General features: G+C 66.6%; 17 protein-coding genes and 1 tRNA gene. 8 read left to right on the top strand and 10 right to left on the bottom strand.

The window, feature by feature from the left end; all coding sequences use genetic code 11:
• Positions 1–63: 63 nt before the first annotated feature.
• The 5 genes from ACHFFA_RS12010 to ACHFFA_RS11990 all read right to left on the bottom strand — a co-directional run bounded on the left by ACHFFA_RS12010 (position 64) and on the right by ACHFFA_RS11990 (position 6,338).
• On the bottom strand, positions 64–1,443 hold the full coding sequence (locus tag ACHFFA_RS12010; protein ID WP_394271068.1) for an efflux transporter outer membrane subunit: 1,380 nt from the start codon (positions 1,441–1,443) through the stop codon (positions 64–66).
• Positions 1,440–4,541, bottom strand: coding sequence for an efflux RND transporter permease subunit (locus ACHFFA_RS12005; protein WP_394271067.1), 3,102 nt, complete (start codon positions 4,539–4,541; stop codon positions 1,440–1,442). Before ACHFFA_RS12005 ends, ACHFFA_RS12010 begins: the two co-directional genes overlap by 4 nt.
• Positions 4,538–5,509, bottom strand: coding sequence for an efflux RND transporter periplasmic adaptor subunit (locus tag ACHFFA_RS12000; RefSeq protein WP_394271066.1), 972 nt, complete (start codon positions 5,507–5,509; stop codon positions 4,538–4,540). The genes ACHFFA_RS12005 and ACHFFA_RS12000 overlap by 4 nt, the downstream gene beginning before the upstream one ends.
• 187 nt (positions 5,510–5,696) lie before the next feature.
• Positions 5,697–5,882: a hypothetical protein gene (locus ACHFFA_RS11995; RefSeq protein ID WP_394271065.1), complete on the bottom strand. Its 186-nt coding sequence runs from the start codon at positions 5,880–5,882 to the stop codon at positions 5,697–5,699.
• Positions 5,883–5,897: 15 nt separating this feature from the next.
• A complete protein-coding gene (locus tag ACHFFA_RS11990; protein ID WP_394271064.1) occupies positions 5,898–6,338 on the bottom strand; it encodes a TetR/AcrR family transcriptional regulator in 441 nt (146 codons plus the stop codon).
• A 92-nt stretch (positions 6,339–6,430) separates the two neighbouring features.
• Here ACHFFA_RS11990 and ACHFFA_RS11985 point away from each other — a divergent pair, with 92 nt between their 5' ends.
• The 3 genes from ACHFFA_RS11985 to ACHFFA_RS11975 are packed head-to-tail and all read left to right on the top strand — an operon-like array spanning position 6,431 to position 12,324.
• Complete coding sequence (locus ACHFFA_RS11985; RefSeq protein WP_394271063.1) at positions 6,431–7,609, top strand: efflux RND transporter periplasmic adaptor subunit; 1,179 nt, start codon at positions 6,431–6,433, stop codon at positions 7,607–7,609.
• Positions 7,610–7,612: 3 nt separating this feature from the next.
• Positions 7,613–10,849 carry a multidrug efflux RND transporter permease subunit gene (locus tag ACHFFA_RS11980; RefSeq protein WP_394271062.1) on the top strand — a complete coding sequence of 1,079 codons (3,237 nt, stop codon included), beginning with the start codon at positions 7,613–7,615 and terminating at the stop codon, positions 10,847–10,849.
• Entirely contained in the window at positions 10,846–12,324 is a 1,479-nt protein-coding gene (locus tag ACHFFA_RS11975; protein WP_394271061.1) for an efflux transporter outer membrane subunit, read from the top strand. Before ACHFFA_RS11980 ends, ACHFFA_RS11975 begins: the two co-directional genes overlap by 4 nt.
• 10 nt (positions 12,325–12,334) lie before the next feature.
• On the opposite strand, the gene ACHFFA_RS11970 is transcribed toward ACHFFA_RS11975, so the two are convergent.
• Positions 12,335–13,750, bottom strand: a complete 1,416-nt coding sequence (locus tag ACHFFA_RS11970) for an FAD/NAD(P)-binding protein (protein ID WP_394271060.1) — start codon at positions 13,748–13,750, stop codon at positions 12,335–12,337.
• 79 nt (positions 13,751–13,829) lie between these two features.
• The gene (locus ACHFFA_RS11965; protein WP_394271059.1) at positions 13,830–15,557 is read right to left on the bottom strand and encodes a serine hydrolase; all 1,728 of its coding nucleotides are present in this window, start codon (positions 15,555–15,557) and stop codon (positions 13,830–13,832) included.
• A 147-nt stretch (positions 15,558–15,704) separates the two neighbouring features.
• Between ACHFFA_RS11965 and ACHFFA_RS11960 the strand changes: the two genes are divergently transcribed.
• Both ACHFFA_RS11960 and ACHFFA_RS11955 read left to right on the top strand, forming a co-directional pair.
• Complete coding sequence (locus ACHFFA_RS11960) at positions 15,705–16,307, top strand: SOS response-associated peptidase (RefSeq protein ID WP_394271058.1); 603 nt, start codon at positions 15,705–15,707, stop codon at positions 16,305–16,307.
• A gap of 55 nt (positions 16,308–16,362) precedes the next feature.
• Positions 16,363–17,313: a CorA family divalent cation transporter gene (locus ACHFFA_RS11955; RefSeq protein ID WP_394271057.1), complete on the top strand. Its 951-nt coding sequence runs from the start codon at positions 16,363–16,365 to the stop codon at positions 17,311–17,313.
• A gap of 15 nt (positions 17,314–17,328) precedes the next feature.
• Here the strand turns inward: ACHFFA_RS11955 and ACHFFA_RS11950 are convergent, their stop codons facing one another.
• Both ACHFFA_RS11950 and ACHFFA_RS11945 read right to left on the bottom strand, forming a co-directional pair.
• Positions 17,329–18,015: a VIT family protein gene (locus ACHFFA_RS11950; protein WP_394271056.1), complete on the bottom strand. Its 687-nt coding sequence runs from the start codon at positions 18,013–18,015 to the stop codon at positions 17,329–17,331.
• Positions 18,016–18,083: 68 nt separating this feature from the next.
• Positions 18,084–19,118, bottom strand: coding sequence for a glycoside hydrolase family 5 protein (locus ACHFFA_RS11945; protein ID WP_394271055.1), 1,035 nt, complete (start codon positions 19,116–19,118; stop codon positions 18,084–18,086).
• A gap of 187 nt (positions 19,119–19,305) precedes the next feature.
• Between ACHFFA_RS11945 and ACHFFA_RS11940 the strand changes: the two genes are divergently transcribed.
• Positions 19,306–19,381: transfer RNA gene (locus ACHFFA_RS11940), tRNA-Ala, on the top strand.
• A gap of 26 nt (positions 19,382–19,407) precedes the next feature.
• Here the strand turns inward: ACHFFA_RS11940 and queF are convergent.
• A complete protein-coding gene (queF, locus tag ACHFFA_RS11935; protein ID WP_394271054.1) occupies positions 19,408–19,866 on the bottom strand; it encodes a preQ(1) synthase in 459 nt (152 codons plus the stop codon).
• Positions 19,867–19,969: 103 nt separating this feature from the next.
• Here queF and ACHFFA_RS11930 point away from each other — a divergent pair, with 103 nt between their 5' ends.
• Positions 19,970–21,124 carry a hypothetical protein gene (locus ACHFFA_RS11930; protein WP_394271053.1) on the top strand — a complete coding sequence of 385 codons (1,155 nt, stop codon included), beginning with the start codon at positions 19,970–19,972 and terminating at the stop codon, positions 21,122–21,124.
• A 37-nt stretch (positions 21,125–21,161) separates the two neighbouring features.
• The coding region (locus tag ACHFFA_RS11925) for a sulfurtransferase (protein ID WP_394271052.1) at positions 21,162–21,982 on the top strand (821 nt) is incomplete at its 3' end.

Here is a 21,982-nt window from a genome sequence, read left to right as displayed (position 1 = left end):
TTCGATCGTAACTCCCGGTTCTATAAGGCGAGACTCAGACGTCCGGCTGCAACACTTGATAGCTTATGACGGCGTGATCGCTTCGTTCAGCGGCACGCCGGGCGATCCGATCGCGGCGTGAAAAGCGACGTGGGCCTGTGCGAGCGACGCTTGCGCATCGATCAGCGCTTCGCGGCTGGTGATGAGCTGGCGCTGCGCATCGAGGACATCGAACAGCGATGCGAGGCCTTCGCGATAGAGCGCGTTGGACTGTGCCAAGGCGGTCTCGCTCTGCTCGATTGCCTGGCGCAAGGATTCGATCCGCTGGTTGTAGGCATGGATGGCGACCAGCGCGTTTTCGACTTCCGCCAGCGCTTCGAGGAAAGTGAGCCGGTAATCGGCGAAGCTGGCATCGGCGATCGCTTCGGCCGCGGCGATCTCGGCCCGCCTGCGGCCTCCGTCGAACAACGGCAGGTCCAGCGCCGCGCCGACGGTCCCGAGAAAGTTCGACAGGACCCCGCCAAGGCTCCCGTCACCGATAACAAGACTGGCCGGGATCGACAGCGATGGGCGAAGGTCTGCCTGTTCGATGCCGATATCGGCTGCTGCGCGCACCAGGCGGGCTTCCGCGGCAAGAATATCGGTCCGCTGGCGCAATAGGTCGGCGGGCACACCTGCGGCAGGTCCGCCCCGGTATCCCGGAATGCGAGCGCCGCCCGGATATGGGGCGGGCGCAAAGGTGCCCGCTGGTTCGGCCAGCAAGACCGCCAGAGCGTTGGCCGCTTCTGCGCGATTGATGGCAATGAGACCGCGCTGGGCCTGCGTTTGCGCCAGATCGGACGCCGCGCGGCGAACGTCGAGGTTGGCGGAAAGGCCGGCCTCGAACCGCAGCGTCACGATCCGCAGGGTCTGTTCCTGCAGATCGGTCGATTCGTCGAGCAGTTCGAGCTGCGCCCCCGCCTGCCGGTAGGCGATGTACTGGCTGGCAATCGCGGCGGCGAGCAGGCGGCGTTCGTCCGCGAGGACATATCCCGCCTCGGCGTAATCGGCGGCCGCCGCGCGCTCCTCTGCGGCAAGGCGCCCGGAGATGTCGGGATCGAACAGGCCGAACAATCCGGCGCCCGCCGTAATTTCGTTGTCACTCAATACCCGCACGCCGGCATCGACCCCGCCGCCGAGCGACGGGAGGCGATCGCTGCGTTCCGCGCGCAACAGGGCGGCTGCCGCGCGGACCCGATCGGCAGCAGCGTCAGCCTGAAGGTTGGACGCCAGCCCGCGCCGGATCAGTTCGGCCAGCACCGGATCCCCAAAGCCGTCCCACCAGGCATCCACTGCAACTGGGGCGGGGAGGGTGGCGGTGTACGAGGGCGGGGGCAGGACCAGTCCGCGGGGGCGGCTGTCGGCGGCGGTATCGGCGCAGCCGCCGAGCAGCGCCAATGCTGCCACGAGCAATGGGACCCTCATGCAGGTTCTGCCACCAGCTCGTCGTCGGCGGCCTCGATTTCCTCGTCGATGCGGGCAATGTCCAGCTTGCGCGGTTTGCCGAAACGCGCGACCCCCAGGTAGATTACCGGGGTCAGGAACAGGGTGAAAAGGCCGGCGATGCCGAGTCCACCGAAGATCGCCCAACCGATCGACTGGCGCGCCTCTGCGCCCGCACCGCTGGCAAGGATGAGCGGCACCGCGCCGACGACGGTGGAGATCAGCGTCATGGCAATGGGTCGCAGGCGGATGGCCGCAGCCTCCTCCGCAGCTTGGCGGACGGTGCGGCCCTGATGGCGCAGCTGATCGGCGAACTCGACGATGAGGATGCCGTTCTTGGCCATCAATCCGATCAGCATCACCAACCCGATCTGGGAATAGATATTGAGCGAGGTGCCGGACAGAAACAGCGCGAGGACCGCCGCCGCCAGGGCGAAGGGCACCGTCAGAAGGACGACCAGCGCACTCGTGAGACTCTCGAATTGCGCTACCAGCACCAGAAATACAACGATAAGCGCGAAGAGATACGTCAGCAGGAGGTCGTTCGAGGTTTCCTGGAGACTTTCCGCCTCGCCCTGCAGCAGCATGTCGATCCCCGGCTCGACCACCTCGTCGGCCAGTGCGGTAATCTCGTCGACCGCGTCCTGCAATGGCGCACCCGGCGCGATATCGGCGCTTACCTCGATGGAGCGCCGCTGGGCGGTGCGGTTGAGTTCCGCCGCGATACCCTGTTCGGCAATGGTGGTGACACTCGATAGCGGCACCAGCGCACCGCCGGTCCCCCGCACATACAGATTGCGCAGGTCCGACGGGTTGGTGATCGCGACCGCCTGCGCCGTCAGGAAGATCGGCACCGCCTGGTCGCCGACATTGAGGTCGACGATATCGTCACCGCCGACCATTGCGCGAAGGGTCTGCGCAAGATCCTCCAGATCGACGCCGAGATCGGCTGCCCGTTGCCGGTTGATCGCGATCGAGAGCTGCGGTTGGGTCGGCTGATAGGATATCTCGGCGTTGGAGAGGATGCTGGACCTGGTGTCGATGGCCTCGGCAAGGGCCTGCGCCGATCCATAGATCTCGTCGTAATCGGCGCCGGTCAGGGCGACTTCGATACCATCGCCGCCTCCGCCGAAGTTCAGCGTGCCGCGCCCGCGCGCATTGGCCCGTGATCCTGGTATCTCGCGCAGCGGACCGCCGAGGGAATCCACGATCTCGGTCTGGCTGCGCTCGCGTTCGCTCCAATCGGCCAGCTGCGCCTCGATCTGAACGCGATTGGGATCGTACCTGCCGACGATCGAGAAGGTGCTCTGCACCTCGCCGCTCGCCAGATAGGGTTGCAGCACCCGTTCGATCTCGTCGAGCTCGCGGTCCATGAAATCGATGCCGACACCGTCGGGACCGGTCGCACTGATGGTGACCGCGCCGCGATCCTCATCCGGCACGAGTTCGTTGTCGAGCTGGGTGTAGAGCAAGCCGGCGACCGCGGCGACCGCCACGGCGACGATAGCGGTGAGCCGGGGCCGGTCGAGGCAGCGACGAAGGCCGGTGGCATAGGCGTGGTTCGCCCGCTCGCCCCACCGCGCCAATCGACCGGTGGCCGCAGCGCCGCTGGTGAGATCGAACCGGGCGGCGAGGGCGGGAACCAGCGACAGGGCCACGAACGACGACAGGATCACCGCGACCGCGAGGACGAAGCCGAATTCGCGGAACAGTCGGCCGGCTTCGGAGGGGAGAAAGCTGATCGGCACGAACACCGATACCAGCACCGCGGTAGTCGCGACCACGGCGAAGAACACTTGCCGGGTGCCGAGGACGGCGGCGGCGCGGCGGCCCATGCCGGCATTCTGGAGGCGCTGGGCATTCTCCAGCACCACGATCGCATCGTCGACGACCAGACCCGTGGCCAAAACCAGCGCCAGCAGCGTCAGGAGGTTGACCGAAAAGCCCATCAGCCAGATGCCGGCGACGACACCCACCAGCGCCACCGGGATGGTGGTGCTGGGTATGATCGTGGGCCGCCAGGCACGGAAGAAGAGCAGCATCGTGGCAATCACGACGGCCACCGTGAAGCCGAGCGTGATGAGCACCTCTTCGACCGAGATGCGGATGAATTCGGCGTCGTCGGACACGATCTCGACTTCCAGCCCGTCGAACCGCTCGTTCAGGCGATCGACCCCGTCGCGGATCGTGTCCGAGATCGCGATGGTGTTCGACGCCGCCTGTCGCACTACGCCGAGCCCGATGATCGGCCGGCCGTCCAGCCGGACGAAATTGGTCGCGTTGGCCGGGGCGAACTGGGCTGTCGCCACGTCGCCGACGCGGGTGGTGCCGGAAATGATCACGTTCTCGATGCGCTCGGGCTGGTCGGCGCTGGCATCGGCCCGAACGACCAGTTCCTGTGCATCGGAGCGGAACGAGCCCACCGGCACATCGAAGGGTGCGCCTTCCAATGCTGTCGCCACGTCGCTGATGGTCAGGCCGTACCGGTTGAGCCGGGCCGGATCGATGGCCACGCGCATCTGGCGCACGCGGGTGCCGAACTGTTCGATGGAGGCGACGCCATCCGCCGTCAGCAGTTCGGGCACGATGTCGTTCTCGACGATGCGGGTCAGCTCCGCCTCGTCGTAGCGGGTGGACGATACGGCCAGCGTCATGATCGGCTGGGCGTTCTGGTCCGCCTTGGTGACCGTCACCTGCTCGACCCGCTCGGGCAGCTGGCGGGTGACCCGGCTCACCCCCTCGCGCACATCGGCGGCTGCGGTATCGAGATCGACCCCGGGGTTGAACTCCACCCGGATGCGGGAGTTGTTCTCCTCGGACGAGGCGGTGATCTTGCGGACGCCGGAGACGCGGGCGACCGCATCCTCGAGCGCGCTGGTGACCTCGGAATCCATCGTCTCGGGCGCCGCGCCGGGCAGGTTGGCGGTGACGCCGACGATCGGGCGATCCACGTCGGGCAATTCGCGCACCTCGACCCCGAGCAGCGCGGCCAGCCCTGCCAGAACGATCAGGACGTTCAGCACGCCGACCAGCAGCGGCCGCTTGACCGCCAGCATCGGCAGGTCGGTGCGGTTGCTCATCCGGCGCCGACCCGCACGTTCTGCGCGGGCACGCCCGGTGGGCGGACGAGGCGGATGTCCTGCCCGTCACGGACCTTTTGTACGCCTTCGGTGATGATCCGGTCCTGCGGCCGGACCGCGCCGTCGACGAACACCAGACCATCGCGCCGCGAGGTGATGGTGACGGGAACCCGCCGTGCCTTCCCGTCGCGAATGGTGAACAGGTACGAGCCTTCGCCGCCCCATACGATCGCCTGTTCGGGCAATGCGGCACGCGCCTCGCCGTTGCGGGTGAAGATCACCCGAAAACTCATTCCCGGGCGCAGAGTATCGTCGCCATTGTCGATGACCGTGCGGACGATGAAGTCACGCGTATCGGCAGCGATCCGGCTATCTGTCGTGACGACTCGCGCGTCGATGGAACGGGACTGTTCGGCAAACGGCGTTACCTCGACGACCTGCCCCGGCCTCAGAGCGGCGAAGACGGCTTCGGGCGCAGGGAAATCCACGAACAGCGTCGCGCGGCGGTCGAGCTGGGCGATCGGGGTCGAATCGTTGACCCGGTCGCCGACGTCGATCTCGGTCAGCCCGATATAACCGGCAAAGGGCGCCCGCACCGTTCTGTCGGCCAATGCCGCCTGCGCTTGCTCCAGGGCGACGCGGGCCGAAGCAAGCGCGGTTTCCCCGGCTTCGATCTGGCTGTACGAGATGGCACCCGTATCCTCGATCCGGCGATAGCGGCCAAGGAGCTGGTCGGCCTCGCGCACCTGGACCTGGGCTGCCTCGACAGCGAGCCGTTCCTGCCGTGCGTCGAGCTCGATCAGCGGCTGTCCCGCGCGCACGAAATCGCCAGCGGTAAAGAGGACCCGGGTCACGCGCCCGGCGGTTTCGGGAAAGATTTCGGCCGATGTTTCGGCTCTGGCCGAGCCGATTGCCTCGACCTGCAACTGTTCGGGCAGGAACCGCACCGCTTCGGCAACAACCGGCACGACCGGCCGCGGAGGTTCCGCTTCCGTTTCGGTGCAACCCCCCAGCAGCGCGAGGAAACACAAGCTTGGAAGCAGGAAAGGACGCATCGCGCCGGTCTAGAGGCGCGCTCGCGATTTAGGAACCCGCGATATGCGCGAATTGCAGGCTGTCGGGGCGGTCGCCCGCCGGCCACCCCCGGACGTCTGGCTAACCGCTTGCCGTGGATGCTTCCGGATCGCCCAGGCCGGCGCCCATCACGAAGAAGCGCGTCCGCGCGAGCAGCCTCTCGGGCGAATGGTCGAAGCCCATGCCGTGACTGATCGCCTCAGCGTGAATGTCGCTGACGAAGAGGTCCAGAAACAATTCGGCGAGGATAGCCGGGCTTGCAGTCAAATCGCTGCCCGAGGCTTACCAGCCCTCGAACATCGCCTCGAGCGCGGTGCGTGTGCGGGTCGAGGTGCGCTCGAAGAACTGCCGGGCGAAATTCGGCTCGGCCATGCTGCGTGCGATAACGATACGAACGATCGCGACGGTGTCGGGATGAAGGAAATGCGGATGCAGGCTTTGGGCCAGCCGGTAGAGGATCTGTTGCGGCGTACAGCCCACAGATAATGCATCCGCAATAAGCATGTCCCCCGAAGGGCTGCCCTGCGATATGACCGCTTCGAGCAGGCCATCCTTGTTGCCGAACAGCTTGTAGAGCGTGGACAGCGAACCGCCGGCGCGTTCGACGATATCGCCCAGCGTCGTGCCTTCGTATCCTTTTTCGATGAACAACGCCTTCGCCGCCGCGACGAGGGCGATCCTGCGCCGATCGAGCCGGCATTCGGCGATTTGCAAATTTGTCATCGAAATCTTCGGATGCTCGCTTGCGGCCTCGAAATGTAATGCCTATTACACCTTCGCACCTGCACACAAGCTGACCGAAGGCCTTTTTCCCGATGAGAGCGATTGTTTCCGGTTTGGCGGCGTGCCTGCTGCTTGGCGCATGTTCGGGTGAACCCGAGGTGCCGGCACCGCCGCCGGTGCAGGTGCGGACGATCACCGTAGCGCCACAGGAAATCCCCAACGTCGTCGAACTTCCCGGACGGGTCGAGCCGGTGCGGGTGGCCGAAGTCCGCGCCCGGGTGACGGGGATCGTGCAGGAACGCCTTTATCAAGAGGGCAGCGATGTGCGGCAGGGCCAGCCGCTGTTCCGGATCGATCCGCGCGAACTGCGTGCCGCATCGGCCCAGACCCAGGCTGCGCTCGCCCGGGCCCAGGCAACCGCGACCAACGCCCGCGCCGTGGTGGAACGGTATCGCCCGCTGGTGGCCGAGAACGCGATCAGCGGTCAGGAATTCGACGCCGCGCTGGCCGCCTCGCGCGAAGCACAGGCCAGCGTCGCGCAGATCCGCGCGCAGCTCGACGCGGCGCAGTTGCAGCTTGGCTACACCACCGTCCGTGCACCGATCAGCGGGCGCGCTGGCCGTGCCGAAATCACCGAAGGCGCGCTCGTCAGTCAGGCCGAAGGCACGCTGATGACCAGGATCGAGCAGATCTCGCCGGTTTATGTCAGCTTCGCGCAGGCGGCGAGCGAGGTTCTCCAACTGCGGCGTGCCGTGGCCGAGGGAACCGTAAAGCTCGACGCGAATGATCGGGTCGAAGTGCGGCTGACCTTCAGTGACGGGACTGCGTATCCGGTCCCCGGTTTTATCGATTTCCTCGCCTTTTCGGTCGATCAGCAGACCGGGACGGTCGAATTGCGGGCCGAGTTTCCCAATCCGCAGGCGCTGCTCCTTCCGGGCGAGTTCGTCCGCGCACAGATCTTCGCCGGCGAGGTTCGCCGCGGACTGACGGTTCCGCAGCGCGCGGTATCGCTGACGGAAGAGGGCGGCACCGTCTTCGTCGTCGACGGCGAGGGCATGGCCGCCATCCGGCCGGTCAAGCTGGGTGCGCTGGTCGGCGGCAATTGGATCGTCGAAAGCGGTCTCAAGGCGGGTGACCGGGTGATCGTCAGCAATCTTCAGAAGATCCGCCCGGGCGTCCCGGTGCAGATCGCCAATACGCCGACCGGCCGGCGCCCCGCCGCCGCTCCGACCGGACAGGGGCAAACGCAGAGCGCCGGCGGCGCGCGCTAGACCATGGCACAATTTTTCATCAGCCGTCCCATTTTCGCATGGGTGGTGGCGGTCGGCATCCTGCTTGCCGGCTTCATTGCATTGCGCGCCTTGCCGGTGGAGCAATATCCTGAGGTCGCCCCGCCATCGCTGACGATCAGTTTCGTCTATCCCGGCGCCGACGCCGAGACTCTGGAGCAGAACGTCACCCAGGTGATCGAACAGCAGCTCAACGGGGTCGACGGCTTTCTCTACATGTCGTCGACCAGCGCGTCGAACGGGGCGGCGAGCATCTCTCTGACCTTCGAGGCGGGGACGGATATCGATATCGCCCAGACGCAGGTGCAAAACCGGCTGAGCACGGTCGAGGCGCGTCTGCCGGAGGAAGTCCGCCGGCAGGGCATCACGGTTCGCCAGGCGAACGCCGGGTTCCTGCTGATCATCGCGCTGACATCGTCGAGCGGCGAGCTGTCGACGACCGATCTCGGCAATATCGCGAGCAATCAGGTGGTGGACGAGTTGCGCCGGGTGAACGGCGTGGGCGATGTCACCCTGTTCGGCTCGCCCTACGCCATGCGTATCTGGCTCGATCCCGATGCGCTGGCGTCCTACAACCTGTCGCCCGGGGCCGTGCTGGCCGCGATCCGCGAACAGAATTCGCAGACCGCCGGCGGTGCGATCGGCGTGCAGCCGCTGGCCGATGGTCAGCAGATCACCGCCACCATTACGACCGAGGGCCGCTTCTCCACGGTCGAGGAATTCGAGAACATCATCCTGCGCGCCAACAGCGGCGCGGCCGTGGTACGTCTGGGCGAGGTCGCGCGGATCGAAATCGGCGCGCAGAGCTATGCCACCTCGACCACCCTCAATGGCCAGCCGATGGCCGGCATGGCGATCCAGCTTGCCACAGGCGCCAACGCGCTTGCCGCGGCCGAGGGCGTGCGCGAGCGGATGAAGGAACTGGCCAGCGGCCTGCCCGCCGATGTCGAATGGTCGACACCCTATGATACCACGCCCTTCGTGGAGGCGTCGGTCAACGAGGTGATCAAGACCCTGATCGAGGCGATGGCTCTCGTCTTCCTCGTGATGTTCCTGTTCCTGCAGAACTGGCGGGCGACCCTGATCCCCACGCTGGTGGTGCCGATCGCTCTGGCAGGTGCGTGCCTCGGGCTGTGGCTGTTCGGCTTTTCGATCAACGTCCTGTCGCTTTTCGGCATGGTGCTGGCAATCGGCATCCTCGTCGACGATGCGATCGTCGTGATCGAGAACGTCGAGCGGATCATGCACGAGGAGGGCCTGTCGCCCGTCGCGGCGACTCGCAAGGCGATGGGCCAGATCACCGGGGCGATCATCGGCATCACGCTGGTGCTTACGGCGGTGTTCGTGCCGATGGCGTTTTTCCCGGGCTCCACCGGCGGCATCTATCGCCAGTTCTCCGTGACCCTGGCGATCTCGATCCTGTTTTCTGCCTTGCTCGCCCTCTCGCTGACCCCGGCGCTGTGCGCCACCTTCCTCAAGCCGATTGCCAAGGGGCACGGCGAGGGCGGCGAGGTGCCGATCGACCCGCAGGCCGAGCAGCAACCCGGCTGGCGCGGGCGCCTTGCAAAGCTGCGCAATCTGTCCTCGCGTTTCTTCGCCGGCTTCAATCGCTGGTTCGGGCGGATGGAGGGGAAATACAGCCGCGCCAACGATCGTATCCTGTCGCGTCCGTGGCGGGGTTTCGCGGCTTTCGCGCTTGTCGTCGCGCTTACCGGATTGCTGTTTTTCCGTCTGCCTTCGGCCTTTCTCCCGACCGAGGACCAGGGTTTCCTGATCACCGCCGTCCAGACCCCCCCGGGCGCGACGCAAGAGCGTACCGACGAGGCGCTGAAGCCGGTGACGGACTTCTGGATGGCCCGCGAGGAGGTGGCCAATCTCGTCGTCATCCGCGGTTTCAGCTTCTTCGGGCAGGGGCAGAACAACGCCCTCATGTTCGCTTCGTTCAAGCCGTGGGACGAGCGTACGGCCGAGGGCAGCGGGGCCGAGGAAATCCTTGGTCAGGCGATGGGCGTCTTCAGCCAGGTGGAAAACGCGGTGGCCTTCGTCATCCAGCCCCCAGCGATCCCCTCGCTGGGGCAGGCCAGTGGCTTCACGCTGAAATTGCAGGACCGCGGCGGTCTTGGGCGCGAGGCGTTGATGAGCGCGCGCGATCAGCTGCTCGGAATGGCGGCGCAGAACCCCATGGTCGCGAACCTGCGGCCGGAAGACCAGGGCCCCAGTCCTGAACTCGCTGTCGATATCGACCGGGTCCAGGCGCGCGCGCTCGGGCTCTCGCTTGCCGATGTGAACTCCGCACTGTCGATCACGTTCGGCTCGGCCTATGCCAACGATTTCAATCGCGATGGCCGGGTGCTGCAGGTGCTGGTTCAGGCCGATGCCCCGTATCGGATGACCCCGGAAGACGTCCTGTCGCTGCGCATACCCAATTCCGATGGCGAACTGGTTCCGTTCAGCGCCTTTGCCAATGTCGACTGGTCGGCGGCCCCCGCCAGCCTCGCCCGCTATAACGGTTATCCCGCGATGACGGTCTCCGGCATGGCGGCGCCCGGCGAATCGTCCGGGGCAGCGCTCGCCGAAATGGAGCGCATGGCCAGCCAGTTGCCGCAGGGCATCGGTTTCGAATGGACCGGCATCGCGTTCGAGGAAAAGCAGGCCGGCGGCCAGATCGGCCTCTTGCTCGGGCTTTCGGTCGTGGTCGTATTCCTTGTCCTCGCCGCACTTTACGAAAGCTGGGCGGTGCCTCTGGCGGTCCTCCTGATTGTGCCGGTGGGCGTCTTTGGTGCGGTGCTGTTCTCGATGCTGCGCGGCTTGCCAGCCGACGTCTATTTTAACGTCGGCCTGATCACGATCATCGGCCTGGCCGCAAAGAACGCGATCCTCATCGTCGAATTCGCGATCGAGGAAGAGGCGCGCGGATTGCGGCGGATCGAGGCCGTAAAGGCCGCGGCACGGCTGCGCTTGCGCCCCATCATCATGACCTCGCTCGCGTTCACGATGGGCATGGTGCCGCTGGTGCTGGCGAGCGGCGCGGGCGCGGCAAGCCGGATTGCAGTGGGCACCGGGGTCATGGGCGGGATGATCGCGGCGACCGTGCTGGGCATCTTCCTCATCCCCATGCTCTATCTGCTGGTGAGGCGGACGATCAGCCGCCAGCAGCCATCCCCCGCGGGCGGGCCAGATAGCCCCGGCACCCCGCCCGCGTACGAGGAACCTGCCCGATGAAACATTTCGCACAGCTTGCGCTGGCGGCGGTCCTGCTGTCGGGTTGCGCCAGCATGGCGCCCCCGCACCAGCGCCCGCCGCTCGCCTCGGCGGCGGGGTTCGATCCCGAATACCGGCCCGATGGGGAGGTCGTGGCATCGCAGCTGTCCTACCGGGACTGGCTCAACGATCCGCAGCTGCAAAGCCTGATTGCCACCGCACTGGAAAACAACCGCGACCTCCTTGCGGCCACCGCCCGCATCGAACAGGCGCGGGCGCGCTACCGCATCCAGGACAGCCGCCGCCTGCCCGCTGTTGTCGCCAATGCGAGCGGCACCCGCACCCGCCAGCCGCTGGGGGTCAATCCCGCGGTCACCGGCGGCGAGGTGGAAGGAGGGCCGGATGCGATCACCTTCAGCCGGTTCGATGTGGGCGTCGGCGTCAGCAGCTTCGAGATTGATTTCTGGGGGCGGATCGCCAGCCTCAGCGAAGCCGCACGAGCCGAATATCTGGCGACCGTAGCGGCGCAGCGCGCGTTCTACATCGCGCTGATCGCCGATACGGCGAACACCTATTTCGCGATCGTCGAGGCCGAGGAACAGATCGCTCTGGCCGAGGCGACCGCCGAAAGCCGGCGCGAGGGCCTGCGCATCGCCCGGCTGCGGCTCGAGAATGGCGTGACTTCGGCGCTGCCCTACCGGCAGGCGGAAACCTTGCTGACCCAGGCCGAACAGCAGCTGGCGAGCGAGCGCCTGTCGCTTGCACAATTGCGCAATCAGCTTGCCGTATTGGTCGGGGGGACCATTCCCGACGGCCTTCCGCAAGGCCTGCCCCTTGCCGCACAGGCCGACGGGCGGCGGCTTGCTGCGGGGCTTCCGTCCGACCTCCTTCTGGTCCGGCCCGACATCATCGCTGCCGAGGAACGGCTGCGAGCGGCTCGTGCCAACATCGGGGCGGCCCGGGCGGCGTTCTTTCCCACGATTTCGCTGACCGGCAACACGGGCCTCTCGTCGAGCAGCCTCGACGGGCTGTTCTCCGACACCGGTTTCGGATGGAGTTTCGGTCCGACCATCTCGCTGCCGATCTTCGATGCCGGGGCACGCGAGGCCGATCTCGATCTGGCCGAAGCTTTGACCGTGGAACAGGTCGCCAATTACGACCGTACCGTTCAGGCAGCCTTTCGCGAAGTGTCGGATGCGCTCGCCGGTCGCCGCTATCTTGCAGAGCAGGTCGAAACCTTGACCCGGGCGGTTGAGGCGCAGGAGCAGATCGCCCGGATCGCCCGCCTGCGTTACCGTGAAGGCGTGGCCAATTATCTCGAGGTGCTCGACGCCGAACGCAACCTGTTCACCGCTCAGCAGCAATTGCTGGCGACCGAGCGCGCCGCATTGCAGAACGGGGCGACGCTGTTCGTCGCGCTCGGCGGTGGGCTCGGTACGGCTGCGGACGAGGCGGCGCCGGAACTCGTGCGCGATCCTGCCCCCGTCCAGCCCTGATCGGGCGCCTTCATCTTAAGTGGGGAATGTCGTCCGCAGAGCGGTTCAGGCCGCCGCCGATCGTCGAGCCTGCGTCAGGCGCACGACCGTCCGTGTATCCGTCATTGAGATCCAGCCTTTGCGCGACCTGAGCGGCCTGAACGCGAATGTCGGGCACGGCGATGATTTCCCAGAACGCGCCGCGGCTCATCGGACCGATGGCAAAAAGGCTGTCGGAACTGCCGCCGTGGCAATCGAATGTGCGGCTATGCCGGTCGACATCGATGCCGAGGCCGAGGCCGTCTGCGCGGATCAGGCCGCGATCGGCCAGCCGGCGAAGGATGGGCTCGTCCGCGCGGCGAACATCGCTGAGCGGACCCATGCAGTTGATGACCCGGCGAAAGCGTGCCGTTTCCGGCGCTCGCCGGCCGCGCCGCTGGAAGACCACTTCGATCATGTCGCCGTGTTGCGAAAGCGTGGCGACCCGGGCGGCGAAGATCGTCAGCGAGCGCTCCTTCAGTAGCCCATCAATTTCATCCGCTACGCGCGGCGCGATGCGGTGGCGGTGAATGTCCCACCACGGCCGCAGGTGACGCATGAAGCGTGCCCGCCGAACCGGGTCCGCGCCGCTCCATAGGGCTTGCGTAAAGAGTCGCAGTTCGTCGACGGCATTGCGCCATCCGATTGCCGCGCTGCGCGCCCTGACCCTTTTTACCAGCAGGGACAGTTCGGCAGGCGGAAAGTGGTCCAGCGGCTGATAGGGAGACTGGCTGGCATGGCAGTGCGGCATCAACCCGCGCCGCGACAGCGCGGTGATCTGGCCGGTAAAGCCTTCAAGCCGGAGCCTCAGCACCATGTCGATCATGGACAGCCCGGTGCCGAGGATCAGGACCCTGTCGTCTGGCAGCAGGCCCGCGGCAGGATCGTGCTGCCACGGATCGCCGATATAGCTGTCCTTTTCAAAAGCCGCCGGATCGAGGCCCGCGGGCGCTCCCGGAGGGAGGTTGCCAACCGCAAGAACCGCGACGTCCGCCTCGATCGCGCTTCCGCTTGCCCGCGTCAGGCTCACGCCAGCGCACCCGATCTGAAGATCAACCGCCCTATCCCGGACGATAGCCAACCGGCCGGGAAAGCGTGCCTTTGCTTCGGCCAGAAGATCGCGAATGTAATCGCCAAAGACGCGGCGCGGGATGAATGCCTCGGCGCTGTCCGCACGACCGTTTGCCTCCAGCCAGCGCACGAAATGGTCGGGGCGGTCGGGAAAGGCGCTCATGTTGGCGGCGGGCACATTCAGCAAATGGACCGGGTCGGCATCGCCATAGGCCAGGCCCACCCCGGCCGCCGGGCGGCGTTTGATTATCGTCGCTTGCAAACCCCTATGCATCAGATGGATCGCCAGCATCGTGCCAAAAAACCCGCCGCCTATGATCGCCACATGTCTCGTCATCGTGCCGGTTCGTTCGTCCAGTTGTCTGCGGAAATCGGCCACTTGATCCTGCGTCTCGCCGGCCCGGGATGCCCCCGTCCTACGGAGTGCCTGTACGGACAAGCGGCATACTGTTTCCGTCCTGGGTGAAGACTGCGCCGGTTATCCTTCCGTCCTCCTCGGTAAACACAATCTCGGCGTTCACGGCGCGCCAGAAGAATTCGAGCGGCGCGCGAGGGAACAGGGGCAGGGCCCCTTGTCCGGTGATCGCTGCGGTAAGCCCGCTGCCTGCGCGGGCAATCACCATGTCGACACCGGGCGCCATCCGGTAGGTTCCGGTCACACGGTTCATTTGTTCGTCCGCAAGAGTGACCTCACGCCGTTCGACCTGTGCCGGCGCACGCATTGGCGGGGCCGCCGTTGCGATCGGCGCGCCGACCAGCATATGCAGTCCCAGATCCTGGGCCGAAGGCTCGAGCGCACTGTTGGTCAGCACAACGACTGCGCGATCGGTCGCTGGCTGGATCGCCATGAACGAACGGAAGCCGCCGGTGCCGCCCGAATGCATCGCCAGTTCGCCGCCAGGGGCGGGGACCCTCATCCAGCCAAGCCCGGCAGCGAACCCGGGTGCGTCGCGTCGCTCGGCCAGGGCAAGCTTCATCGCCGGCGCGATGGGCGACTGCGGATTAAGCGCGGCGCGCAGGAAGGTGGCGACATCGTTCGCAGTGGAACGCAAAGCCCCGGCCCCTGCGAGGCTGGGCAGCGACCATGCGCTGGTGGGTCGCAGGAATTCGTCATGCCCGGTCACGAACCGCTGCTTCTGACCATCGGACAGGGTGATCGCCGTGTCCTTCATGCCCAGCGGATCGAGAATGCGTCGGCGCAGCAGCGTTTCGAAATCCGTGCCTTCCGCCCTTGCAAGGGAATAGCCGAGCAGCCCGACCCCGAGATTGGAATATTCGTATTCGCTGCCGATATCCCGGCGAAGCGCGAACCGTCCCAGGAATTCGAGCAGCTGTGCCTCGGTATAGTCGGCGTAAGGGTCGCTGATATCCGCGGGCCTCATGTTGTCGGGCAGGCGCGGCAGGCCTGAATCCTGCTGGGACAGGTTGCGCAAGGTAATCTGGCGTCCGCCACGCTCGGGCATACGCGCGTCGGCGGGAAGATACTTCGCGACCGGGTCGTCGAGCTTGACGGTCCCGTCGAGCGTCATCTGCGCCAGCAGCAAAGCCGTGAACACCTTGGTCATCGAACCGATTTCGAAGACGCTGTCGGCATCGATCCCGGCGGGGCCGCCCTTCGTGGTCTGCTGCCGGTCGCCATCGATCGCAGTGATGACCATGCCGATCCCGGGGCGTGACGCCAGCCGGCCGTCGATCAGGCGATCGACCTCGGCGGGGGCGGGAATAGTCCAGTTGGCGGGCAGGGCGGATTTTCCCGCGGGCTTCGTTTCGGGCCGCGTTCCCGCCGTCAATTCAAGCGGTAGGCGCATGCCGGCTTGCTCGAACACTCCGTCCCAGCGCTGTTCCGCGGCGTTCCAGGTTGCCGCGTAGGTGGCGCCGATGGCCGGTACCCTGAACGCGAACCCATCGTCGCCCGCCCGGACGTTGTCGAGCGCGATGCCGTATGACCCCTGATCCGGGCTGTCGAGCGTGCCGGTAAGGCTGCCGTCTGCAGCGGCCTCGATCGCGACACCGATGGTCAGCCGGGTCGGCCCGATCTGGAGTGCCCCTTGCCAGTATCCGCGCGCATCTTGCGCAGCCGCCGGAGAAGCCGCGCAAACGGTGGCAATCGCAGCGATACTGATCAGACCCAAACGATAGTTCATTCCCTCTACCCCCGATGATGCGGTGCCCCGCGCCGGTCTGCCCTAAGTCGGCAGGATGCCCAAGCGCTATATCACCGCGATCCGGCAACGTCTGAAGCCCACGTCATGGCAATTGCGCCGACGGCTTCAAAGCGACAGGGTCGCGTTATGTGCAATCTCTATCGCATCAAGGAAACCGCGGCCGAGATCGCGGGGCTGTTCGAGGTCGCGAACGAGGCCATCGGCAGCAATGCCGCCGAACTGGTCTATCCAGGCTATCCGGGTTTGGTAATCGCGGCGGGCGCGGTGCGCAGCATGGTCTGGGGCTTCCCTCTTCAGCAGGCGAGCAAGCGGACCGGCCAACCGCTCAAACCGCGGCCGGTGAACAACGCCCGGGCAGAAAATCTCGGCAGCTTCATGTGGCGCTACAGCTTTGTCGAACGGCGCTGCCTGATCCCGCTTGGCGCTTGGGCCGAGGCAGAGGGCCCGCGCGGGGCGATGACGCGGACCTGGCTAGGGCTGCCCGATACGCCTGTTTTCGCCGTCGCCGGCCTATGGCGCGACAGCGTCGAATGGGGGCCGTGCTACACCATGATCATGACCCAAGCCGCCGGCGATGCCCGCGCGGTCCATGATCGAATGCCGGTCATCCTCGACCCGCGCGATTTCGAGACCTGGACCAAGGGGCTACCCGATGATGCCTTTGCGCTATGCCGGGGGTATGCAGGCGGACTCGCGATCGACCGGACAGGCGAGCCATGGGCGGGCTGAACCCTGGCCGCCGGCAGCATCTCGCGATAGTGCGGCGTGATAGGTGCGGGGGACAATGATGCAGCTGGCAATTCTGTTCGACGGCGAGCAGGCGCGCGAATTGACGGTGGAGCAGGCGCGCACCTGCCGTCCCGACCGCGGCTTCCTGTGGGTCCACCAATGCATCGGCCCGGACACCGAGTTCCTGGTTATCGGCGACGTTCCGGCAATCGCGGTTTCGGCCTTGCTGGCCGAGGAAACCCGCCCTCGCTGCGATCGGATCGAGGATGGTGCCCTTATCAATCTGCGCGGCCTTGCTCTCGACCCTTCGCAGGCGGAGGAAGCGCTGTCGTCGATCCGGTTGTGGGCGCATGACCGAACGGTCGTCTCGACCGGGCGGACCGGGCTTGGCGCGCTCGACAAGGTGGCGCAGGCCATGAGAGCCGGCGAACTTGTCGATCCCGGCGACCTGGTCGCCCTGCTTGCGCGCGAGATCAGTGCAGCAGTCGATCCCGAGGTCGCCCGGCTCGGCGACACGCTCGACGAATGCGAGCAGCAGCTGGACGATGGCGACATCTACACCCTGCGGCGCGATATCGCGCGCGTGCGGTCGCGTGCGATCGAGTATCGCCGGTTCGTCGCGCCCGACCGGGATGCCCTTGTGGAACTCGCATCGATCCAGGTGCCGTGGCTGACCGACGAGGACCGGCAGCATGTCCGCGACGGCGCTGACCGGTTTGCCCGGATGAGCGAGGAGCTGGATGCCATTCGGGACCGTTCGGCACTGGTCCATGAACAGATCAGCGACATGCGCACCGAAATGATCGATCAGCGCAGCCTGATGATCGCCGTGGTGGCGTTCGTGTTTCTGCCGCTGACCTTCGTCACCGGGCTGCTGGGCATGAATGTGGAAGGCATTCCGTTCAAGAACGAGCCGTGGGCATTCTGGGGCGTCGTCGCCTTCTGCGGGGCGATGGGGCTGATCACCTTCGCCTGGTTCGCAGCGCGGCACTGGCTGCGCCGCTGATGCGGCTTGCGCCGTCTAGACCGCGGTTCCCACGACCTGCCCGATGCCTGCAGTCAGGGCCATTGCAAGAATGCCCCAGAAGGTCACCCGCAAGACCGACCGGGCGACCGGTGCTCCGCCCGCCCGGGCACCCAACACGCCGAGCAGCACCAGGCACAGGATCGAGACCGTAGCCACGACCGGTACGATCCTCGCCGCCGGGCTGGCGACAGCCGCGATCAGCGGCGCCGCCGCGCCGATCGCGAACGTCAGCGCCGATGCCAGCGCCGCCTGCAGGGGGCGGGCTGCTGTCAGGTCGCTGAGGTGAAGCTCGTCGCGCGCATGGGCGCCCAGCGCATCGTGTTCCATCAGCTGCTCTGCGACCTGTGCCGCCAGCGCATGATCCAGTCCGCGTTCCCGGTAGATCGCAGCGAGCTCGTCGCGCTCGAAGGCGGGTTGGGTGGCCAGTTCGTCGCGCTCCCGTGCAAGATCGGCCTTTTCCGTATCGGACTGCGAGCTGACCGAGACATACTCGCCCGCCGCCATCGACATCGCCCCTGCGACCAGCGCGGCTACGCCGGCAATGAGGATCTGGGAACGATCGGGACTTGCGACGGCCACGCCGACGACGAGGCTGGCGGTCGAGACGATCCCGTCATTGGCCCCGAGGACGGCGGCTCGCAGCCATCCGATCCGGCCAACGGCATGGCGTTCCTGTTGCATCGGTGTACCCCCACGACCGCGACCCGCCGGCCATTGTGCCCTGTGACCCGGCGCAAGGCAATCGCCCGTCAGCGCGGGGGCAGGTCCATCGCCTCGAGCATTCCGGGATACCATTCGCCGTTCTGCGTATCGTACATGCCGAACGGCCCTTCGTAGGACCACGCGCAAACAGACACGCCAAGCGGGGCGAACGTGTCGTAGACCGCGGCCAGATATTCGACTCTCTGGCCGAGCGGGGTGTAGAGCTTGTAGGTGCCGGTCTCGCCCAGGAACGGGCGATGCCCGGTCCTGCGGATGTAGGCCTCCACTGCCTCGCCGGCGCGGCGCAGGGCGGCACGATCCTCTTCGCTGCCGAAGGTCCGCAACTGCGCCGGCGCATCCTGCCCGGCCCAGCGTGCGCCTTGATGGGTGAAGGGGGCGGGGGCGTAATAATGGAAGGTCGGATAGACGTGCGGGTCGTCCGGCAGGTCCATCGTAACCATCGCCGTCAGCGAGCCGTAGCCGCCCCCGCCCATGATGACGGGCCGGGTCGGATTGCTTTGCCGCACTGCGGCAAGCGAGCCTTCGAGAATGTGGAGGACGCTTTCCGTCTCACCGTTGCCGTAAGGCTCGTTCTCCAGTTCGAAGAACAGCCGATCCTCGGGGTAATCGGCAAAGCGGGTAGCGATTTGCGCCCAGATTGCTGCATGGACCGGCGCCCGCGTCTGGGGCCGGGTGAACAGATCGGCGAAATGATGGCTGTCGAGCACCACATTGAGGTTTTCGGCCAGCGCCCAGTCGACCACCTCGGCCACGCGCGCCATCCACTCAGGGTCGACCTTGTGGGGCGGCTCGGCGCTGCTGCGGGTATCCCAGCGCACCGGCAGGCGGATGGTATCGAACCCGGCAGCGGCCACACGGCGGATATCCTCGCGGTCGAGCACGGTGTTACCGTAAAGCCCTTCGGCCTTCCGCTCGAGCGTGCCGCCAAGGTTGATGCAGCGCTTGATCGGCAGCGGGGCCGGGGAGAGGGCCGGGGGCGGGGAGGCACCCGATTGCGCCGCGGCGGGCAGGGGGGCGGCCAGCATGCTGGCAGCAACCAGCACGGAGGAGAGCGTCTTCACGGCGGCATTCCTTTGTCGACGATACGCCAGGGCATCTGAAGGATCGCACCTGAGCCTAACCTAAACGGCTCGCGCAAAGACGGGCAAGGGGGGCGGCCGCGGGCGCTGTTTTTGCTTTGCATCCCGGGCACCGTTCGCTAAGGCGCGCGCCTGCCGCATGGGATGACCCTGCGGCGCAGCCTGGAACGGGGCCGTAGCTCAGTTGGGAGAGCGCGTCGTTCGCAATGACGAGGTCAGCGGTTCGATCCCGCTCGGCTCCACCAGGTTCCGCTGACGTTCTCGAACCCTGTCACCCGCGTCCGCGATACGGCGCAACCCTCTGATCGGGCAGCCACAGCCCGGCCGGCGGAGCACCGCTTTGCCAGAAGACGTCGATAGGGATACCGCCGCGCGGATACCAGTAGCCGCCGATGCGCAACCAGCGGGGCGCCATTTCGTCGAACAGGCGCTGGCCGATTCCCACCGTCACGTCCTCGTGAAAGCCGCAATGATTGCGGAAACTGCCAAGGAACAGCTTGAGGCTTTTCGATTCGACGATCGTCTCGCCCGGCGCATAGTCGATGACCAGATGCGCGAAATCCGGCTGGCCGGTAACCGGGCACAGCGAAGTGAATTCGGGCGCCGCGAAACGCACCATGTACAATTGCCCGGCACGCGGGTTGGGCACGTAATCCAGCGCCGCCTTTTCGGGCGAGGATGGCAGCGGAGTCTGGCTGCCGAGAAAGCGGGGGGCGGGTGTGTCGCTCATGCCGCGCCTCTGCCGCGAAAGGGCAAGCGGCGCAAGCAAAGGGGTTTCGGCGTCGCGCTTCACCGCCTATTCAGCGGCGCCTTTCCACACAGCCGGCCTCATCATGCACCTGCGTTTCCGCCTGCCCTCGACGGCGTTTGCCTTGCTCCTTGCGCTGGGAATGGTCGTGCCTTCGGCGGCGCCGGCGCAAAGCGTCGAGGACTACCGGCTTCCGACAGCTCCGACGCCGACCGCCAATCCATCGGTTCAGGGTCCGGTCGATACGGAAAGCGGCATCATTCCGGTGCGACCGCGCGTCATTCCGACTGCCCGGCCGAATCCCACCGCAACAGCGCCTATCGTGCTGCCCGAGGTTCGCCCGGCCCCTGCTCCGCGCGCCGCTCCGCCCCCCGCCGGGTCGCCGCAGCGTGCGGTCAATCCTGCACCGGCCCGGGTGACAGCACAGACACCGTCCCGCCCTGCCGGCGTGCAGCAACCGTCGCCGGCGCAGCAGGAGCCTGACCTTCCTGCAACCCCGCCGATCGACCAGGTGCCGATCGCGCCGGCCGATCCGGTCGTGCCCGCGGCATTGCCGGCACCGAGCTTGCCCGCGGCATCATCGCCTGCAGGCGTGCCCGCGACGGCCGACGCCGATGCGGGCGAAGGCTTTCCTCTTGCCGCCATGGCAGGGCTGGCCGCGTTGCTGGTGGCAGCCGGTGCCTTCTTCGTGCTGCGCCCGCGGCGCCCGGACGGCATGGTGCCCGAAATCGAACGGCCGCAAGTCGGCACCGGTCCCAGCGCGGGGCTGGCCGATCTCCAATTGGCAGCCGATGCGGTCAAGCTCACCCGCTCCATGGCCTATGCCACGCTCGACTATCAGGTAACCTTGTTCAATCGCGCGGCGAGCGCGGCGTGCGATATCGTGCTCAGCGCCGATCTCGTTACCGCGCATGGCGGCGCTCCGATGGAGAGCCAGCTTGCCTCGACGGCGCAGTCGCTCGAACAGCGGCATGTCTTTGCCCGCATCTCGCCCGGGCAGACGGTTCGCCATCAGGGAAAGTTGCAGATCCCACTCGCCCAAGCGCGCATCATCCGCCAGGGCAGCGCATCGCTGATCGTGCCCCTGTTGCGGGTGCGGCTGGATCGCGAGGGCGATGGGCCAGTCGTGCGAACCTTCGTGATCGGACAGGGCATCCCGGGGGGCGAACGGGTCGCGCCATTCCGCCTTGATGACGGCCCGCGCAGCTATGCGCCCGTCGCCGCCCGCGCCCTGGACTGACATCGACAGCGCGGGCACGGGGCGCTAGCAGGACAGGATGGATATCCTCGTCGACAGTGCCTGGCTCAAAGAACATCTCGGAGCAGACGACCTCGTCGTGCTCGACGCGACGGCGCACCTTCCCGATGCGGGGCGCGATGCGCGGGCGGAATTCACCGCGGCGCATATACCTGGCGCCCGCTTCCTCGACCTCGAAAGCTTCATCGACGAAGGCTCGCCCGTTCCGAAGGCCGTGCCCAATGGCGAACAGTTCGCGGCGCGAATGCGCAGTCTCGGCATTGCGCCTGGCGCCCGCGTCGTCCTGTACGACGACAGTGCGGTGCGCTCGGCCGCGCGCGCGTGGTTCGTCTTCCGCCTCTACGGCCATCAGGAGGTCGCGATCCTCGACGGGGGTTTCGCCGCATGGCGGGCGGCAGGCGGCCCATGCGAGAGCGGCGCCGGAGACGAACCTCGGCCAAGCGAATATCCGGTGCCTGACGCAAAGCCGATCGTGCGCCGCAAGGCCGACCTCCTCGGCATTCTCGGATCGCAGGCGGAACAGGTGGTCGACGCGCGCGATGCGGCACGGTTTGCCGGCGAGGATGGCAGCGGTTCGGCGGGGCATATCCCGGGCGCTCGTTCCGTCCCCTTCGGCAGCGTGCTGAACGAGGACGGCACCTATCGTCCCGCGCAAGAGATCGCGCAGGTTTTTGCACAGGCCGGCGTCGCCCTGGATCGCCCGATCGTCACCAGCTGCAACAGCGGCGTGACGGCTGCGGTCCTGTTCTTCGCGCTGGAGCGGGCGGGGCATCGGGGCGCGGCGCTCTATGATGGAAGCTGGCTCGAATGGGGCAGCGACCCCGCCACGCCGAAGACATT

Origin of the sequence: Qipengyuania sp. (genome assembly GCF_043423005.1) — a bacterium.
Taxonomy (GTDB): Bacteria; Pseudomonadota; Alphaproteobacteria; order Sphingomonadales; family Sphingomonadaceae; genus Qipengyuania.
This window is presented reverse-complemented; position numbering and strand designations above follow the sequence as displayed.

Excerpts from the sequence above, each read along its gene's own strand:
- ACHFFA_RS12010 (WP_394271068.1), bottom strand. The coding sequence starts at position 1,443 with ATGAGGGTCCCATTGCTCGTGGCAGCATTGGCGCTGCTCGGCGGCTGC.
- ACHFFA_RS12005 (WP_394271067.1), bottom strand. The coding sequence starts at position 4,541 with ATGAGCAACCGCACCGACCTGCCGATGCTGGCGGTCAAGCGGCCGCTG.
- ACHFFA_RS11990 (WP_394271064.1), bottom strand. The coding sequence starts at position 6,338 with ATGACAAATTTGCAAATCGCCGAATGCCGGCTCGATCGGCGCAGGATC.
- ACHFFA_RS11985 (WP_394271063.1), top strand. The coding sequence starts at position 6,431 with ATGAGAGCGATTGTTTCCGGTTTGGCGGCGTGCCTGCTGCTTGGCGCA.
- ACHFFA_RS11980 (WP_394271062.1), top strand. The coding sequence starts at position 7,613 with ATGGCACAATTTTTCATCAGCCGTCCCATTTTCGCATGGGTGGTGGCG.
- ACHFFA_RS11975 (WP_394271061.1), top strand. The coding sequence starts at position 10,846 with ATGAAACATTTCGCACAGCTTGCGCTGGCGGCGGTCCTGCTGTCGGGT.
- ACHFFA_RS11970 (WP_394271060.1), bottom strand. The coding sequence starts at position 13,750 with ATGACGAGACATGTGGCGATCATAGGCGGCGGGTTTTTTGGCACGATG.
- ACHFFA_RS11965 (WP_394271059.1), bottom strand. The coding sequence starts at position 15,557 with ATGAACTATCGTTTGGGTCTGATCAGTATCGCTGCGATTGCCACCGTT.
- ACHFFA_RS11960 (WP_394271058.1), top strand. The coding sequence starts at position 15,705 with ATGTGCAATCTCTATCGCATCAAGGAAACCGCGGCCGAGATCGCGGGG.
- ACHFFA_RS11955 (WP_394271057.1), top strand. The coding sequence starts at position 16,363 with ATGATGCAGCTGGCAATTCTGTTCGACGGCGAGCAGGCGCGCGAATTG.
- ACHFFA_RS11950 (WP_394271056.1), bottom strand. The coding sequence starts at position 18,015 with ATGCAACAGGAACGCCATGCCGTTGGCCGGATCGGATGGCTGCGAGCC.
- queF (WP_394271054.1), bottom strand. The coding sequence starts at position 19,866 with ATGAGCGACACACCCGCCCCCCGCTTTCTCGGCAGCCAGACTCCGCTG.
- ACHFFA_RS11930 (WP_394271053.1), top strand. The coding sequence starts at position 19,970 with ATGCACCTGCGTTTCCGCCTGCCCTCGACGGCGTTTGCCTTGCTCCTT.